At 35.9% G+C, this 16,635-nt stretch carries 9 protein-coding genes; 2 read left to right on the top strand and 7 right to left on the bottom strand.

Annotated features, from left to right (window positions below; all coding sequences use genetic code 11):
* Positions 1-23 precede the first annotated feature (23 nt).
* From HUB92_RS05185 to HUB92_RS05165, 5 genes are read right to left on the bottom strand one after another with little or no spacing between them, the layout of a single operon-like run.
* Positions 24-3,002, bottom strand: coding sequence for a TrbL/VirB6 family protein (locus HUB92_RS05185; RefSeq protein WP_209472598.1), 2,979 nt, complete (start codon positions 3,000-3,002; stop codon positions 24-26).
* Positions 2,999-5,386, bottom strand: coding sequence for a TrbL/VirB6 family protein (locus HUB92_RS05180; protein WP_208571613.1), 2,388 nt, complete (start codon positions 5,384-5,386; stop codon positions 2,999-3,001). Before HUB92_RS05180 ends, HUB92_RS05185 begins: the two co-directional genes overlap by 4 nt.
* Before the next feature lie 9 nt (positions 5,387-5,395).
* Positions 5,396-7,960 carry a TrbL/VirB6 family protein gene (locus HUB92_RS05175; RefSeq protein ID WP_209472596.1) on the bottom strand — a complete coding sequence of 855 codons (2,565 nt, stop codon included), beginning with the start codon at positions 7,958-7,960 and terminating at the stop codon, positions 5,396-5,398.
* Positions 7,953-10,358 carry a VirB4 family type IV secretion/conjugal transfer ATPase gene (locus HUB92_RS05170; protein WP_010962886.1) on the bottom strand — a complete coding sequence of 802 codons (2,406 nt, stop codon included), beginning with the start codon at positions 10,356-10,358 and terminating at the stop codon, positions 7,953-7,955. Before HUB92_RS05170 ends, HUB92_RS05175 begins: the two co-directional genes overlap by 8 nt.
* A gap of 9 nt (positions 10,359-10,367) precedes the next feature.
* Positions 10,368-10,664 (bottom strand): type IV secretion system protein VirB3, encoded by a 297-nt coding sequence (locus tag HUB92_RS05165; RefSeq protein ID WP_007548615.1) that lies wholly within the window; start codon positions 10,662-10,664, stop codon positions 10,368-10,370.
* 108 nt (positions 10,665-10,772) lie between these two features.
* Between HUB92_RS05165 and HUB92_RS05160 the strand changes: the two genes are divergently transcribed.
* A complete protein-coding gene (locus HUB92_RS05160; protein WP_010082403.1) occupies positions 10,773-12,308 on the top strand; it encodes a lysine--tRNA ligase in 1,536 nt (511 codons plus the stop codon).
* 731 nt (positions 12,309-13,039) lie between these two features.
* On the opposite strand, the gene HUB92_RS05150 is transcribed toward HUB92_RS05160, so the two are convergent.
* Positions 13,040-13,183 (bottom strand): hypothetical protein, encoded by a 144-nt coding sequence (locus HUB92_RS05150; RefSeq protein WP_153801319.1) that lies wholly within the window; start codon positions 13,181-13,183, stop codon positions 13,040-13,042.
* A 186-nt stretch (positions 13,184-13,369) separates the two neighbouring features.
* Positions 13,370-16,003 carry an alanine--tRNA ligase gene (gene alaS, locus HUB92_RS05145; protein WP_209472594.1) on the bottom strand — a complete coding sequence of 878 codons (2,634 nt, stop codon included), beginning with the start codon at positions 16,001-16,003 and terminating at the stop codon, positions 13,370-13,372.
* Positions 16,004-16,168: 165 nt separating this feature from the next.
* Between alaS and HUB92_RS05140 the strand changes: the two genes are divergently transcribed.
* Positions 16,169-16,612, top strand: coding sequence for a PAS domain-containing protein (locus HUB92_RS05140; RefSeq protein WP_010962890.1), 444 nt, complete (start codon positions 16,169-16,171; stop codon positions 16,610-16,612).
* Positions 16,613-16,635: the final 23 nt, after the last annotated feature.

Below are 16,635 nucleotides of genomic sequence, written 5' to 3'. Positions count from 1 at the left end.
TACTCCATAATATCATTTATATCTTACTCCTCTCCATTTTCTTCCTTGTTTTTAGCTTTAGCACTAGGATCACTTCTTATTGTTTCATCAGAATTTTTTTGCTGATCTGATTGTTTTAATGTTTTAGGTCTATCACTCGTTGTTTTATCAGAACTTCCTTTAGAATCTTCTTTTTTGTCTGGTTGCTTTGGTGTGTTAGGTAATTTAGCCTCAATTTTTCCCCGATCTTTACTCATTTTCTGCTTGATACTCTGTATCATACTTTGGGTCTTATCATCAAGGCCAACGGTTGACAGCATAGCTTGCGATGCGCTCTTAGCAACTGTACCAACACCGCCAGTAACTCCATAACCAGAGCTAAATAGTGTTTGTACCATAGTTTCCGATATAGAAACAAAAGCTTCCATTGCACCGGCAATAATGAGGTATATAAACGCCTGGATTAGGTCTATAGGTAATGCTGCAAAGTGTCCACCAGCCCTTTCTCCGGTACTGAGTGCAACATCAACGCTAGTGCCAGGACTGTATCCAAGAGGCAGTATTGATTTCATCAAGCACAGATCATACGATAAGAAATTTACGCTAATTAAACATTGATAGCATGCAGAAAAATTTGTGAGGTTATATAAAACTGAATACATCAACTGATTTAAAAGAGATAAAAATGAAAATAAAATGACTGGTTCTAATGAAACATGAGCCAACGTTTTTATCCAATTATCAAACAAGGGTTTAGTCTTTTGAAATAGAATAAATACGATAAATAAAGGTGTTAATGACAGTAAAAACGCCACTAGAACAGTAGATATTACATATTTAAACGTAGCGCTAATAATGCATTTTAAGAACATAAAAGTAGCATAGAGTATTGCCAAAAATGCAATAAAGCCAAAAGGACCAGAGAGCATCAACGATAAAAACTTTAGCCAAGTTTCTGTTGTGAATAATACTCCTGCTGTCAAGTCTAAGAATGCAAATTTTCTCCCCCCTTCCCCTATATAGCCAGAAAAGCTATCAACTAAATAAGTGCTACCATCTACAAAAAGTCTGGATAAAGTTGTACCAAAGAGTTCCCAGCTTCTATCGCTAAAGGCAAAAGCTATAAATGCTATCTTGAACATCCTTACAATGAAATCAAATTTACTTAGCTGTATTGTTCCAAGCATATAGCCAATGACAGTAAATATAACGTATAGAGTAAGTAAAGCTCTTACCCCCTGAAGAAGACCTCTTGCATATCCTTTGTATGAATCTTTAACGCTGTCCCCAATTACTTCTTCTTTTATAAATTTAAATACCCCGTTTACATTCGATGAAATAAAATCATTAATTTTTCTTTTGACAAATAAAGTTACACTATACTTATTGTTTTCGTAATATTTGCCATTTTTGTCCGTAATGTCATCTTTCTCTACGTTGCTTACATTGATGCCGAAATATATCTTCTTAGGTTTGCATTCATCTGTTATAGGTTTTTTGTCTTTGCATTCATCTGTTAAAAGACCTCCATCTATTATATAATATACCTTATCCTTTGTTTTATCTAAGTGCTCTACTTTTTTGAAATCATTAGTCTTTGGAGCAGATGGATCCCCTGGCGGGTTATCACCCAAATACACATACAGTTTTTCACCATTGATATATTCACACGATCTAGTCACTTTAACATGGTACCCGCCCCTATTAGCTCCATAGTAACCATAATCTGCTATAGCAAGCATCACACTACTACCATATTTTACATTGTCATTTACTGCATAGTCACTATTTAATTTCAGAGAAAAATCCTCGAAATTGTCACTAATTTGCGAACACACATTATCCTTTCTTGCACCTACTTCATTATCTGGAAGACATTGCATACCTTTATCAGTATCTTGATCACCAAGATCACCAATTTTTGCAACAAGAGCCTCAGCCCAAGATTTATCATCTTCAGTAAAACTACCTGCTTTAACATTCCCTTCCATTTTTTCTAGATAAGAATACATATCACATTTATTTCCTTTATCGTACTTCTTATACCTTATAGAGGAGACACAGTTCCGTTCTCCTGCTCGACCTGAATCATAGCTCCATATACCTTTTCTAGTATAGCATATATTCTGATAGTAACAATTAAGCTCATAAGAACTGTACTTTTTTTTCTCATCCAAACTACAGTTTTTTCCATCACATAACTCATTCAATCCTATTTTAGCTCGGCGTAAATCGAACAGCGAGCCATGTATCCATGGTTCGTTGTTTTTAACATAACCTTTATTAAAATGTACCTTATTATCATATGGAGTGTACCCATTGCCAACTAGCACTTTGCTTTCCTTTGCTTTTGTTTTATCAAGAGGTAAAAATTTTATTTTATTTCTCTTTCCATCCTTGCCCTCACAAAAAAATTCCTCTCCCTCTTGCTTGCTAACATTCAATATTTCACTTGCTGACACTTTTTCACCTCCTTCTTCAGCTCTATAACAATTGTCATCAAAGCTGATACCTTTCCCTCCTGGATTGTCATAATCAATTGTTATTTTTCTGGGAACTAAGCTAAAGCTTAACTTATCACCAGGATTTACTTTAATTCCAGTGTCTACATAACGTCTATTGCTGCCAAATCCTTTACCACCGCACAATTCGTTTTTATTTACGCCTTTTTCATCAACGCCATAATTATTAGGCACATCGTTAATATTTGCAGCTTTACTATAATTTGGTTCTGAGCCATCAGCACAAAAGCTAGCTGGCACAAGTACTTTCCTTGGATTTTTGTCTTCTTTAAAAGGGCAAAAATTTACTGATCCATCGAGGGTGAATTTGATTTCCTCACCCTTACTAATTACTTGACCAGAATCAACCCAATGAATTTTAACTTCTTCACCAGCTTTATGAACTGGAACATCCACGTTAACACTAGTGTTTCTGCTCTGCAACCCAGGTTCGACACAATCCATGTTACAACCAGTGATTGCAAGACACAGTATCAACAATAGTGATCTTTTACTTATCATTGCTGTCTTCCTGGTGGTGGTATCTGAGGCGTTGACCTTTGAGTCCCTTGTGGTATTTGAGGTCTTGACGTACCTGACTGTTGAGAAGCACCTCCTCTTTCTCTTCTTTGAACGCTTTGTTCATCTAACCCTACTGTTCCCATTAAGCTTTGTTGATACTGTCTTCCAGGTTCGCTTGCTACATAAGCACCAAACAACGAGTCAGATATTGTCGAAGAAGCTTCAACTAAAGCTTTCATAGCGTGTCCCAAAATAACAAAAGCCATCATAGCGGTAATATTAGGTGTATATTTGGAAGCATAACCATAAAAAATACAAGGGTTAAAAATCTTTAAGTTAATATTAAGTATACATGTAGAGCAGACCTCAAAATCAAATACTGAATACACAATATAATCCATAACCTGGCTTATCAGTGATATAAAAATTAAAAGCACTACTGGATGAATCGCAAATCTTGCTAAATTTTTAACCCAGTTGTGAAACATCTGCCTAGTATACGCAAATAAAAGACAAATAATAAAAATAGGTGCTAAAGAAAGCAATAACGCAACTATTGCTATAGATGTAATAAAAGAAAATAAGGCATTAAAAATAGATAAGCTCACTGTGATTAAACCCCAAATCACCAAGCAAAAAGATACAATGCCCAAAGGGCCAGAAAATATAAGAGATACTATTAACAATACTGAATGCGATGACAAGAACCTATTGAGCGGCAAATCAAGAAACTCAAAAACATTTGAAGTAGTGCCTCTAAAATTTGCTATTTCTATTAGTTGTTTTGGAGTGTTAATAAATATAGAGAATGCGTTGTTATAAAAAAAGTCCCAGCTATTATCCTGCAATAGCTGGGCGATGATTCCTATCTTTACGCATATAATTAAAAACTCATATATAGAAATATGAGTTAATCCAAAAAAGTAATAAAGAGTATATAAGATTATATATAGTACTAATAGTGATATTATAGTAGATCTAATGGTATTTGTTCTGCTTGATTTTATAAAACTTTCGTAAAGAGACTTTACAGGACTAGTATCAGAGTGAATTGCGTTAGGGTCTTTATAATTAGAGCCGAAAAATGCAGTTTTCACTTTTTCATCAAAGAAATTATATATTGCACTAAAAGTTTTTGTAGGTGGCTCTTTAGTTGTTAGGTTAATACTAAATTGACCTTCATTTTTGTAATCGCAGCCATGGTCTCTTATTCCGTAATATATGGTGCCTGTTTTGTCTTTTAATTTTCCTTTCAAGTTTTCCATGTCATGAACTTTGCTGATATCTACAGATATATCCGCTTGATTTTCACCAGGCTTATGCTCAGGGAATTTATCGGAAACACTTATATACAAGCTATTTTCCAGACTATGGTTCTTCGTTACTCTTATGTTGAACCCGCCTTTGTCATTTGTATTGTAGCAGCTCTTGTCATTTCTGCTACATAGACTAAAAGTTAAACTTGGTATTTGATGGTCATTCTCCATCTTATGATCACAACTAGTACATAAACCACCACCTGGAATGTGTTCAAGAGTTTCATTATCCATACCAACTTTTAGAAATGTAATGTCAGTTTTTACCTGTTTTCCCTTTAATACGTTACTAATAATTTCAGCAACAACAGATTCACCACTAGAATTTAAAGCATTGAATAGCTCAATTTCTATATTATTATATTCAATATACACGCAATCCTCGCCTCTACGACCAGAAGAAAATTTACATATACGTCTACAGAGTGAATTTAAAATGTGCGTATCTATCTTACTTGCACTGCTCTCTGAAAGCTTACTGCAATCTATATTCTCTCCTTGTTTTATAGAGTTAATAATATTTTCAATTTCCTTTTTTCTTTCATCTTGATCTAACTTCGAAAACCAGTACTCTCTTCCACTCAACCATTGCGCATCGCCTATTATATATTTATTAGGACATATCCCATCCTTGCCACCTTGGCATTTCTCTTGATTTAAAACATGTGCAAAATGTTCCGTTTCTTGCTCGCTACACTTTTCGTCGATTTTCAAATACCTGATTTTTGTCTCACTCTCTTTATCTTTACACACTTTACTTCCAATCACACTAAAGCTTATCGTATCGCCTTTTTTAAGTGCAAATGGTAATGCAACGTCATTTCTCCCAGGCCCAATTGCAAAATCTGCATACTGCTTAGGACAAAAATTAACCTTACTAGGCACTATATCAATCTCTGTTACTCTTATTCTATCTGAGATATTAACACCAGAATCAACCCATTTCTGCTCTGTTGACACTATATCTAGTTTTTCACGCAAACCTGATAAATTTTCTGGCTTAATACAGTGATGTTCCCCGCAGCCTGACAGAAAAAAAAACGGTATTATCAGCAAAAATTTTAGCATAAATCCAACTCATTCAGTGCTTTTGTTAACACTCTCGGAGCTACTAGAACCAGAACCTCGAGATTTACTCTTGTCTCCACCACTCAACTTCTTAGCAGCAGCACCAGCAACTCCAGCAACACCCCCAGCAGCAGCTTTGGCAGCAGATAAAGCTTTGCCCACCATTTGTCCAGGTGTCTGACCTGAGCCAAGTGCTGCTCTATGGTTACCAGCAAGTTCAGCAGCCATGCCAGGAAGAATGTTTAAAAAGTGGTAAAAGAGGAATAATACTAAACACAATTTTAATAATTCTCCGATGAGAGAGCTGCCAAACTCCATGTATGTAAAGTCGAATAGACCAAGTATGCTGCTCTTTTTAAAGCTATAATTTTGCATCATACATGCAAGAGTAGTTTCATTTTTATCACATTCCCCATCTTTCAATTTAAACCACTGTTTTTTCTTACTATATGAGATTTCTGCTTGTTTCTTTTCATATGACTTGTCCGGTTGTTCATTTTTATATAACTCGTCCAGTTCAAAATTTAAATTTTTAAAATAGATTTTATCACATGCTATGAACATAAAGGACAAAAACGCAAAAAGGATAACCGGGTATAAGCTATAGGTAATCAACTCTTTCACCCAGCCTTCAAAATATCCTTTGGTGTGTTGGAATAAAACCATAGGAATGAACAAAGGTGATAAAATGATGATTACACTTAAAGCAACTAGAGATAAAATAAATACATAGCACAGCCACAAAATAACCATCATCATCAGAACGGCCATAAATATACAGACAAGAGCTACTAAAATTTGTCCACCAGCAAAAATAATACCGATTACCGAACCTGCAACTAATAAGACAGGAGCAGCACCAAGCAAGACTGCTAACGTTGCAACACCTCCAGTACCAATTTTGCCACCAATTCCATCTAAAGGGGCACCTAAATAAAATAAAATTCTACAATCAAGCCTATCCCAAGGTGCAAGATAACTGTAAGATACCCTCTTTCCTGCACGAGTATATTCATAATCTGTACCTGCTTTATAATTACATATGCCTTTACTTTCAGATGATGCTTTTAGCACTATCTCTGACAAACCATTTGAGAGACGAGTTAATTCTCCATAATAATGAGACATGGTACTGCCTGTTGTGAAGTAAATCACTAAAGCGAATTTTATGATCAACATATACATTTCTTGAGGCCTCTGAACTCCACCAGACATGGCTTTTATAGAGAACAGTATTAAAGCTAAAACTAAAACAGCAGTTACAGTGTTTTTCAGCCTTTTCTGTGCTACAGATATAAAACTCTCACCATTTGGTGCACCTTTACCTGCAACTAAATTATCTAACGATTCCTTAATGCATTGCACTATCATAGAAGTTACGGGAATAGGAGCTAATGATTTACTCCCTGCCTGGTTATAACAAGCTTCAGAAACATACGAGCTAAAACAGCCAGCATTATCATAACCTACAAAAATTTTCCCCCCTTGTCCGTTGAGTCTTTTTTCTTTAGATCTGATAATAGTTTTATAGTCATCATTATTACCAATAGGAACTTTTTCCTCTCCTGTACCATCTTTATTTTTGAATATCATCACAGATTTTTCACACATAGGAGCAAGTGGGTCAGGTGGCAATTCCGTGCACCCCATATCAACCCCTTGCGGCCAAGGAGTCATTTCGATACCAAGCATGCTAACACTGGCTAACTCCACACATAATCTGCCCGTTTTTCTCACTGCTTTGAATGTAGCTCCATGTATGGGTTCGCTCTGTCCTGCTTTGAGAACTCTACATTCCAGACCACCATCAACCTTCGAGGACCATGACCCATCTACGTATCCAGTGTCTTTCTCCCTGACATCAAAGTCTATGTATCCAGGTTTTCCTCTGGAATTAAAGTCTACCTTATTAAAAAGATTACCAAAAGTTAAAGGGTTTCGATGACATACTTCTATATATTCACTGTATTGCACACCATTTTTTGGCCAGTAATAACTCTCTGTACTCTCCTGAACGTTAGAATTTAAGGCTTCTTTTTCTGCTCTTTTCCCGTCATAATCTTTTTTGTTCACGTCTTCCCGAGCTTTATTTTGCAAACAAGAAAAATATTCCTCTTCTGTTTGGTAATTTTCATTGGTGCAGCCACTATAACCTGTGTCTTCTAATTTAAAATTTTTGTATTTTCCATCATGATCACGTGCAACTGGGTGTTTAACAAAACTATGTTCACAAACAACAAGCCCTCCTATCGCTTTCCAGACTCCAACAATTGCAGCTATCATTCCAACAATAACAAGAGCGGTAAACAAACCAGCAGAAGAAACGATCAAAACAATGCCAGTAAATATTGCGCCAACAGCAATCGCTATTCCAGCAAGTGCTGCAGCTGTTTTAAACGCTCCACAATCAGGATTAGAGGCACGACTAAAACTGCCAGTGGAATTAAATCTGCTAACAAATTCTGTCTTGTCAGTACCACTTACTCCATCTGCAAGCACTGGATATGAGAGTAAAAAGTCTATATTTAGTAAAAATATCGCAATTAATAGCAATGACAGCTTAGTCTTAAACATTTTTTACCTTCTGATAAAATATAGGCAACCATACTTTTGGGTTGTCCCCAACTTCATTTAATATATCGTGTAACAATAGAACACTTTCTGCACGTCCGGATAATACGTTGATTATATCATCCAGGCCTTTTAAGTCTATTCTAGCTACTACAGCATTGACTCCTTGTTTCACCAAAAAGAATCTAGTACTCGGATCTGTGTGCTTAATTAATATATATTCACGTTCAGTTAACATAAAAACATCCCGATAGACACTAGTAGCTTTCAGATTTGGTAAAAAAATCTGTGTCGCTGTTTGTTGTACAAGCGTATCGCTAATAGTACTTTTACTTGCATCCTCAACACTCTGAGTAGCAAAAATCACAAAAGCATTTAGTTTTCTCAGTACCTTCAACCAGTCTTTTATCTTGGGTGCAAAAACTGGATTATCTATTAACGCCCATGCCTCATCAAGAACGATAATAGATGGAGTGCCATCAAGAGATATACTAATCCTATGAAATAAATAAATCAAGACCGGTCCAAGAGCAACAGGATCTTTGAGCAAGCTAGCCATCTCAAAACCAAATACTCTTGCTCGTGAAAAATCTAGCAAATCTTCTTTATTGTCAAATATTGCAGCATGAGAACCATTATCATGCCACATAGATATTGCCCCAGCTAGAGTATCAGGACCTGCAAGCCCTAAAAACGGTACGAGGTTTCTCAAGAATCTGTCTTCTTTTCTTAATTTAAAATTTCCTTCAATTGCATCATTAATTCGTGCAATATCTTCTGAAGTAAATTTATCATTATATACCGAAATTAAAGACTTTATCCACTCCATTAAAAATGTTCTATTATCAGAGGTATCATCAAGTTGTAAAGGATTAAAATTTGTTTTAGTTCTTGGTTCTATTACAGTATAGATACCACTAAGTGCTCTTAAGAAAATCTCTGCACCGCGATCTTTATCAAAAAAGAATATCCTTGGAGAAAACTTCATCGCTTGGGCACACAGGAAATTCATTAAAACAGTTTTACCAGCACCAGTTGGGCCAATTATCATAGTGTGTCCAACATCCCTTATATGAAAGTTGAAAAAAAATGGAGTACCAGATGTCGTGTCAAAAACTGTAACGGCATCTCCCCAGTGGTTATTGAATTTATTACCAGTAGGATAATTATGTTGAGATGCAAATCCAGCCAAATTAAGACTACTTATTGTAGCTTTTCTCACTATATAATCGAAATTACCAGGAATTTGCGCCCAAAATGCTGGTTCAAGGTTAACTCTCTCACGTATAGGGTAAACACCGCAATTAGAAAGCTCTGATTCTACCAACGACAGAGCGTTATCCAATGATTTAGGACTTTTTTCTATACATAAAATAGTCAGGTGATGTTGACCAAACGCAATCTTACCACTCATTGCGTCATCAAGCGCTTGAGAAATTTCTGCTATTTGAGAAATAGCTTTATCTGCAGACTGTATCATTCGATTTTGCTGTATCTGCATTTTTCCAATCGCCATTTGCCTGTTTATAAATTGAAAAGATTGCGTAATTATAAACTCGTAAGGAAGTTGTAAAAACGAATCAAGCATTCCTGCAGAAGTATGATTTCCATATTCTTTGATACTAATTATTCCAGCATATTTACTCTCATTATGAGTCACAACCTGTATCATCTTACGGCCAAAGAATAACCTATGTACTGGTAAGTATCTTGATATTTCAGTTCTTAGCGGAAAAAGCGTATTTGTAACGAAGCCACAATTTACGATTCTAGATAGAAACTCCATTATTTCGCAGAACAAACCATCTGGAGTTTCTTTTACTCCAAGAATTTTAGGCGAATAATTTCTAAGGCTTGTCACTACACGATTTGTCGTTTCCTCTAAATCTTCATACGTGGCACGTATATCACTTTCCCAAGCATGTTTTGAAGTTACATGTCCGAATTTTTTTAGTAGATGTGACAAAAATTCTACTCCTTTTGTGTCCGCTCTACGGATAATCGTAATGTATAGGTCATTAATAAATGATTGCCTTGTTGCGTGTTTTTCTCTCCATTTTAGATTTACGTGATTAGCGAAAAAATTCGGCAAACCTTGACTTGCAAATTCATCAGAAAAAATATTTTTCTTACGTCTGATAGTATGAAAATACAAACTAAATGCCGGAGATGAAATGCTTCTTAGCATCTGATTCCTGATGTTGTTCTGTATGACTAAATCCTCGTCATCGGCAGTTTCAAATGCAAAACCACTTAATTTTATAACCTTAACCAACCAATTTTCTTTTGTCATCAAGGTTGTGCTATTCCAATAGCAAGAATAAGGAATAAATTCAGCAGCGTGAACTTCCCTGTTCAGAGTAGATTTATTCTTTGATTGAATAGCCCTAAACCTCAGCATCACACAACGTTAAGCAATATCATAAGAATTGGCTCCATGGTAAAAACGATTTAAACATTTCGAGCACTTTCCCAATTTTACCATAAATAATTCAATAAACAACGGTTCTTTTGCAGAAGCTATATAACCAAGTCCATGTATACCTGGTAACATTAAGAGAATCACTCTTAAATCATTTGAATTAATGAAAATTAGCATGCAAATCAGGACGTTTAATATTGCAAACATATAACTCACACCAAAGAGCATTGCAGGTCTTGTAAGACCTTTAAATAATTGATCTGTTTGTATACTACCTGTGGACATATCTTTAACCTTCTAATAATAGCTCTAACACTAATACTATATCATTATATTAAAAATCCATTGAAACTAGTAGCACTTTAAGTTAAGATACATTATTTAATCCCGATAATGACAAATTGGCCATTTCAAGAAGCAGAAAAAATATTGCAAGAGTTTCCTAATAAAAAAGAAATAATATTTGAAACTGGTTATGGACCCTCTGGTTTACCCCACATAGGAACCTTTGGAGAGGTTTTCCGCACTACAGTTATTGTAAATGCATTAAAAAAAATAGCTCCTGGTATAAAAACCAAAATCATTGCAGTTTCAGATGATATGGATGGTTTGCGAAAAATACCAGATAATGTGCCAAATCAAGAGATGCTAAGAGAGCACTTAAATAAACCATTGACTATGATACCTGATCCATTTGGCACTCATCAGAGTTATGGTCATCATATGAATTCATTGTTGTGTAAATTTCTTGATATGTTTGAATTTGAATACGAGTTCAGGAGTGCAACAGAGTGTTATAAATCTGGCGTTTACGATGAAAAACTTTTACTCTTACTGAAAAATTATGATAAAGTGATGGACGTAATGCTTCCATCATTTCGGGAAGAAAGACAGCAGACTTATAGTCCATTCTTGCCAATATGCCCAAAAACTTCTCAAGTTTTACAAGTTCCAGTAATTGAAACAAATACAGAGAAAGGAACAATCACATATGAAGACCCAAACGGGGAAAAAATAGAAGTTCCAGTGACAAAAGGAAAATGTAAACTGCAATGGAAACCTGATTGGGGAATGAGGTGGGCCGCATTTGGAGTAAATTACGAAGCTCACGGAAAAGATTTAACTCCATCTGCTGTGCTTTCAAGTCAAATATGTGAAATACTTGGAGAAAAGCCACCACTTCTGTTTTGCTACGAGCTTTTCCTTGATAAAGAAGGAAAGAAAATATCAAAATCAAAAGGAAATGGCATTTCAATTGAAGAGTGGCTAACTTACGCACCAACAGAGAGCTTAGCATTGTACATTTTTCAGAGTCCTAAAAAAGCTAAACGTTTATATTTTGATGTGATACCAAAATCAACTGATGAATATTTAGAATTTGTAAAGCGTTATCATGAGAACAAAGAAAAGGATATAAATAATCCTGCTTGGCACATTCACCAGGGCAATGTTCCCAGTATAGAAACTTCAGGCATAAATTTCTCACTACTTTTAAACCTAGCAGCAGCTTGTAATGCTGAAAACAAAGAGATCCTATGGGGTTTTATATCCTCTTATGCACCAAACGTTACACCAGAAAATAATAAAATGCTTGATAGACTTTCAGACTTTGCAGTAAAGTATTATCACGATTTTATCAAGCCAACAAAATCATATAAAACTCCAAATGAAAAAGAAAAAGCAGCGTTACTAGATTTGAAGGACACTTTACATTCTCTATCTACAACTGCTACTGCTGAAGAAATTCAATCTCAGGTATTTTCTATTGGAAAAAAATACGATTACACCAACTTACGTGACTGGTTTCAGCTATTATATGAAACGTTACTTGGCCAAAAAACCGGTCCAAGAATGGGATCTTTCATAAAGCTTTACGGAATAGGTAATACGATTTCTCTCATAGAAAGCGCTACTAAATGTATACTTTAGAGTTTACCTCCTTTCATTTGAGCTCTTTAGTTTTAATAAGAATTCCTTGACAAACTCCGCTAGCCCCCTTATCATGAAACTGAAGCTATTGTATTTGCTTTCGCCAATCTGCAGATTAAAAGGTAAGGATTACTTAATGTATCGGCGTCTTATGTTCAATTTTTTGCAGTATATAGATACTGTATGTCTTTACAAAACTTCATCTACATCTAGATTTTTATCTAAATAAGCTGAACGCGCTTATAAAGCGTTACAAGACATCAAAAAATGCCAATACTCGACAGAGATAGTAAAAGACTAGCTAACTCGGGGATTCTTTGTCTTTTTTTCTGCTTAGTAAATTTCTTAAACGTTTGCAGCGTAAGTTAGTTGCAATTAAAAGCAGCTGAATTTCGCTTGTCAAGCGTTTAAAACATAAAAAACGCCAATATTTTAAAGCGGATAATAACCACGGGGCTTCTTTTGCCTTTTTTTTCATTTAGTAAATTTCTTAATGTTTGTGGCTGAACGACAACCGTCATCCCGCTACTTGTTAGCGGGATCTCTTGTTAGCGGCTGAGATACCGCGAATGAATCGCGGTATGACGGTTCGCGGCGGCATGACGATAAGGTTTATACCTTGTCATCCCAGTGCTTGACACTGGGATCCAGCTTTCTTTATAAATTCACCAAAAGTGCTTCATTCTATAACGCAAAACCCATACTCACCAAATCCAATGCATTACTTGCAATTAAGTTTCCTGGATCCCAGTGTCTGGGCACTGGGATGACACCATCATAAAGGAATCAGTGTCAGCTACTTTCATGACACCATTCTTTTTCCTGGATCCAAGTAGTCGAGCTACTTGGATGACAGCTAGCCTGACAACCGTCATCCCGCTACCTGTTAGCGGGATCTATGCTAAGAGATACCGCGAATGAATCGCGGTATGACGGTTTGCAACGGTATGACGGTTCGCGGCGGCATAGTAATTCGTCATCCCGCTGCTTGTTAGCGGGATCTCTTGTTAGCGGCTAAGAGATACCGCGAATGAATCGCGGTATGACGGTGTAGACGATGGTTAAGTATCCCGCTGCTTGTTAGCGCCGCGGCGGTATGACGGTTCGTGGTGGTATGACGTAGAGTGCTTAGAAACTGTTATTTTGCTATAAATGGCTGTAATGGCATCATCTATTTTATTGCTATCACAGCCTGTTTGTGCAAGTTCAGCATTCCCACCACAGTTCTTTTTAACTGCTATGGATATTAGTTCTTTTGCGCTAATCTTATTGATTAAGTCTTTACTTACTTTAATAATCAAGACTGTTTTATCTTTTTCTGTTGCCGTAAAAGCTATTACCGTTTTTGGTTTTTGTTGCTGCAAAACAAACTCTCTTATTACATTTGCTGGAATATCAGTGAAAGTGTGGCTTATAAAATTTATTCCATTTATTTCGGTGCTTTTTATATTCTCTGCACTCACAAGCTTTTTATATAGGTTTTTTATTTTGGTTTCGGATTTTTTGTGTTCTTGACTTAAAATACTTAATCTGCTTGTTATTTCACTCACTGGCGCTTTTACGAATTCTGCAACTTTTTTTAAGTTAATTTCATTATCACGTACATAATTGATTGCTTCCTGACCAGTTAAAGCTTCAATTCTCCTCACTCCAAAAGCAACAGAACTCTCTGTTACTATCTTAAATAAACCGATTTCTCCAGTATGTTCAACGTGCGTGCCACCACACAGTTCCCTTGAATCTCCAATCTTCACTACTCTTACTTGATCGCTATATTTTTCGCCGAATAACGCCATAGCTCCTTCGTCTATTGCCTGATTCATGCTTTGAATTTTTGTAGATGCGGAAAGATTTTCTCTGATTAGAGAGTTTACCATATCCTCTACCCAAAACAACTGATCTTGAGTCATTTGAGTGTTATGGCTGAAGTCGAATCTCAGTCTATCTGGTGCAACTAGGGAACCTTTTTGAGTGACATGATCACCTAGAATTTTTCTGAGTGTAAAGTGCAGAAGATGTGTAGCTGAATGATTTCTTCTTAAGGCTTGCCTTCTTTCCTTATCTATGCTTGCTGTAACTGTGTCACCTTTACACATTGAGCCAGATTTAACTATGCATCTGTGCAAATATAGGTCATTAACCTTATTGGTATTCTCGACTATAATAATACTTCTACCAGGTTTGATCAGACTGCCAGTATCTCCCACTTGTCCACCTGACTCGCCATAAAAAGGTGTTTTATCAAGTATAATGGTTATCTTTTCTCCCTCCTTTGCAGAATCAATTACTTCATTTTTAGAGGAAACTATAGCTAGTATTTTCGCATCACTTACTTCATTGAACTCATAACCAACAAATTTTGTTTTGCCAAATTTATTGATCAAATCAAACCATACTTGCTCAACAGATTTTTCACCAGATCCAGCCCATTTAGCACGTGCTCTCTCTTTTTGTTCTCCCATTGCATCATCAAAACCCTTCTGGTCAAAATTTATTTTTTTCTCTTTTAAAATATCAAGTGTAATATCCAAAGGAAATCCGTAGGTGTCATATAGCTTAAACGCTGATTCTCCAGGCAAAGTATCGCCCGATTTTAAATCTGTAGTGAATTTCTCCAGGAGATTGATACCTTTCATCAAAGTGTCTTTAAAGTTTTCTTCCTCTGATTTTAACGTCGTTTCTATTAAGCTTTTAGCTCTGACTAATTCAGCTCCCATATAAGCCGAACTCGTGCTATCTATCAACACTGGAAAAATACGATGGAGTAGGGAATCATTATATCCAAGCAGGTGAATATAACGTGTGGCTCTCCTAATTAATCTGCGTAATACGTAATTCCTGCCCTCATTTCCAGGAAGCACTCCTTCTGCGATGAGAAATGCAGCCGCGCGAAGATGATCTGCTATGATCTTATGCGCTATTTTATTTTCCGTTCTTCCACAGTACTCTTGTGATTTACTTATCAGAGCAGAAAATAGATCAATATCATAGTTATCATGGACGTTTTGCATAACAGCCGCTATTCTTTCAAGGCCCATTCCAGTATCGATGCATTTTTTTGGCAATTTGTGTAAATTACCTTCTTCATCTTTGTTAAACTCCATGAATACCAGATTCCAGATTTCAACAATTCTATCGTCCTCTTGTAAATTAGGACTCCCATGGTCATAAAAAATTTCAGAACATGGACCGCACGGACCAGTGCTTCCCATACTCCAAAAGTTATCATCCGTTGTAATTCTTATGATTTTATCACTTGAAAAGCCACTTATCTTACGCCAAATCTCGTACGCCTCATCATCAGTATGGTAGACGGTTATGGATAGTCTGTTTTTATCAAGAGATAACTCTTTAGTGATAAATTCCCACGCAAATTCTATCGCAGTTTCCTTAAAGTAATCACCGAAGCTAAAATTTCCGAGCATTTCAAAAAATGTGTGATGCCGAGTTGTATAGCCAACATTTTCCAGATCATTGTGTTTACCGCCTGCTCTTAGGCACTTTTGACTTGAGACAGCACGTTTCATTTCAGTTTTTTGAGCACCAGTAAAAATATTTTTAAACTGCACCATACCAGCATTTGTGAACATGAGCGTTGGGTCATGTTCTGGAATCAAAGGAGAAGAAGAAACCCGCTCGTGGTCATTATTTACAAAAAATTTTATAAATCTTTCTCTGATTTCGTTTAGCTTCATCGTTTTTATTGAGGTTATCTATAAATAATAAGTTGTAATGGAAATAAAATCAATACCACTCTCTAGATCTCAGAACTTCTAGTGACATGCACCTTGTGGTAAGAAAAAATCAATATATTCACGATAAATTTACCTCATATCTGTGTTTTATATGTGGAAATTGGAATGGAAATTTATGTAGGCAAAGAAAAAAGAATAGCAAATGTGGTGACTCAACACTGGAATGACATAAAAGGATCAGACAGAGATTGGCCAGAAAGGCATGAAATAGACACTGCAGAAATAATGGAATCATGGCAGCATTGTTTTGTCATTGAAGTCAAGGATCAAGGTTATATTTGTGAAAATGCAGGAGAAAAGGCTGTTGAATTCTATGGTTTTGAGAAAAAGACGCGCATTGATAATAAGTATGCAATTGATGCACCATTTTTGCGACTATATAAAATAGATGCAGTTATTGATAAACTTGATACTGTAATAGAGAGTAAATGCCCGATCAATGAAGAGGAAGAAAGTGAAAGTGTTAAAATGAGGCAAGTATTGTTGCCACTTGGGAATAAAGAAGGTATAACACACATATTGGGCGTAATTACTTTTAAACTCCTTTAATATACAATTTTAATTTGATTCTT

Source organism: Wolbachia endosymbiont of Wiebesia pumilae (genome assembly GCF_017869285.1).
In the GTDB taxonomy this organism is placed as follows: domain Bacteria; phylum Pseudomonadota; class Alphaproteobacteria; order Rickettsiales; family Anaplasmataceae; genus Wolbachia; species Wolbachia pipientis.
Note: the sequence above shows the minus strand (reverse complement) of the source record. Positions and strands in the feature narration are given on the sequence as shown.

Bases quoted from the DNA above. Each gene is read 5' to 3' on its own strand.
- HUB92_RS05170 (WP_010962886.1), bottom strand. From the start codon at position 10,358: ATGCTGAGGTTTAGGGCTATTCAATCAAAGAATAAATCTACTCTGAAC.
- HUB92_RS05175 (WP_209472596.1), bottom strand. From the start codon at position 7,960: ATGTTTAAGACTAAGCTGTCATTGCTATTAATTGCGATATTTTTACTA.
- HUB92_RS05185 (WP_209472598.1), bottom strand. From the start codon at position 3,002: ATGATAAGTAAAAGATCACTATTGTTGATACTGTGTCTTGCAATCACT.
- HUB92_RS05150 (WP_153801319.1), bottom strand. From the start codon at position 13,183: ATGACGGTTGTCAGGCTAGCTGTCATCCAAGTAGCTCGACTACTTGGA.
- HUB92_RS05140 (WP_010962890.1), top strand. From the start codon at position 16,169: ATGGAAATTTATGTAGGCAAAGAAAAAAGAATAGCAAATGTGGTGACT.
- HUB92_RS05180 (WP_208571613.1), bottom strand. From the start codon at position 5,386: ATGCTAAAATTTTTGCTGATAATACCGTTTTTTTTTCTGTCAGGCTGC.
- HUB92_RS05160 (WP_010082403.1), top strand. From the start codon at position 10,773: ATGACAAATTGGCCATTTCAAGAAGCAGAAAAAATATTGCAAGAGTTT.
- alaS (WP_209472594.1), bottom strand. From the start codon at position 16,003: ATGAAGCTAAACGAAATCAGAGAAAGATTTATAAAATTTTTTGTAAAT.
- HUB92_RS05165 (WP_007548615.1), bottom strand. From the start codon at position 10,664: ATGTCCACAGGTAGTATACAAACAGATCAATTATTTAAAGGTCTTACA.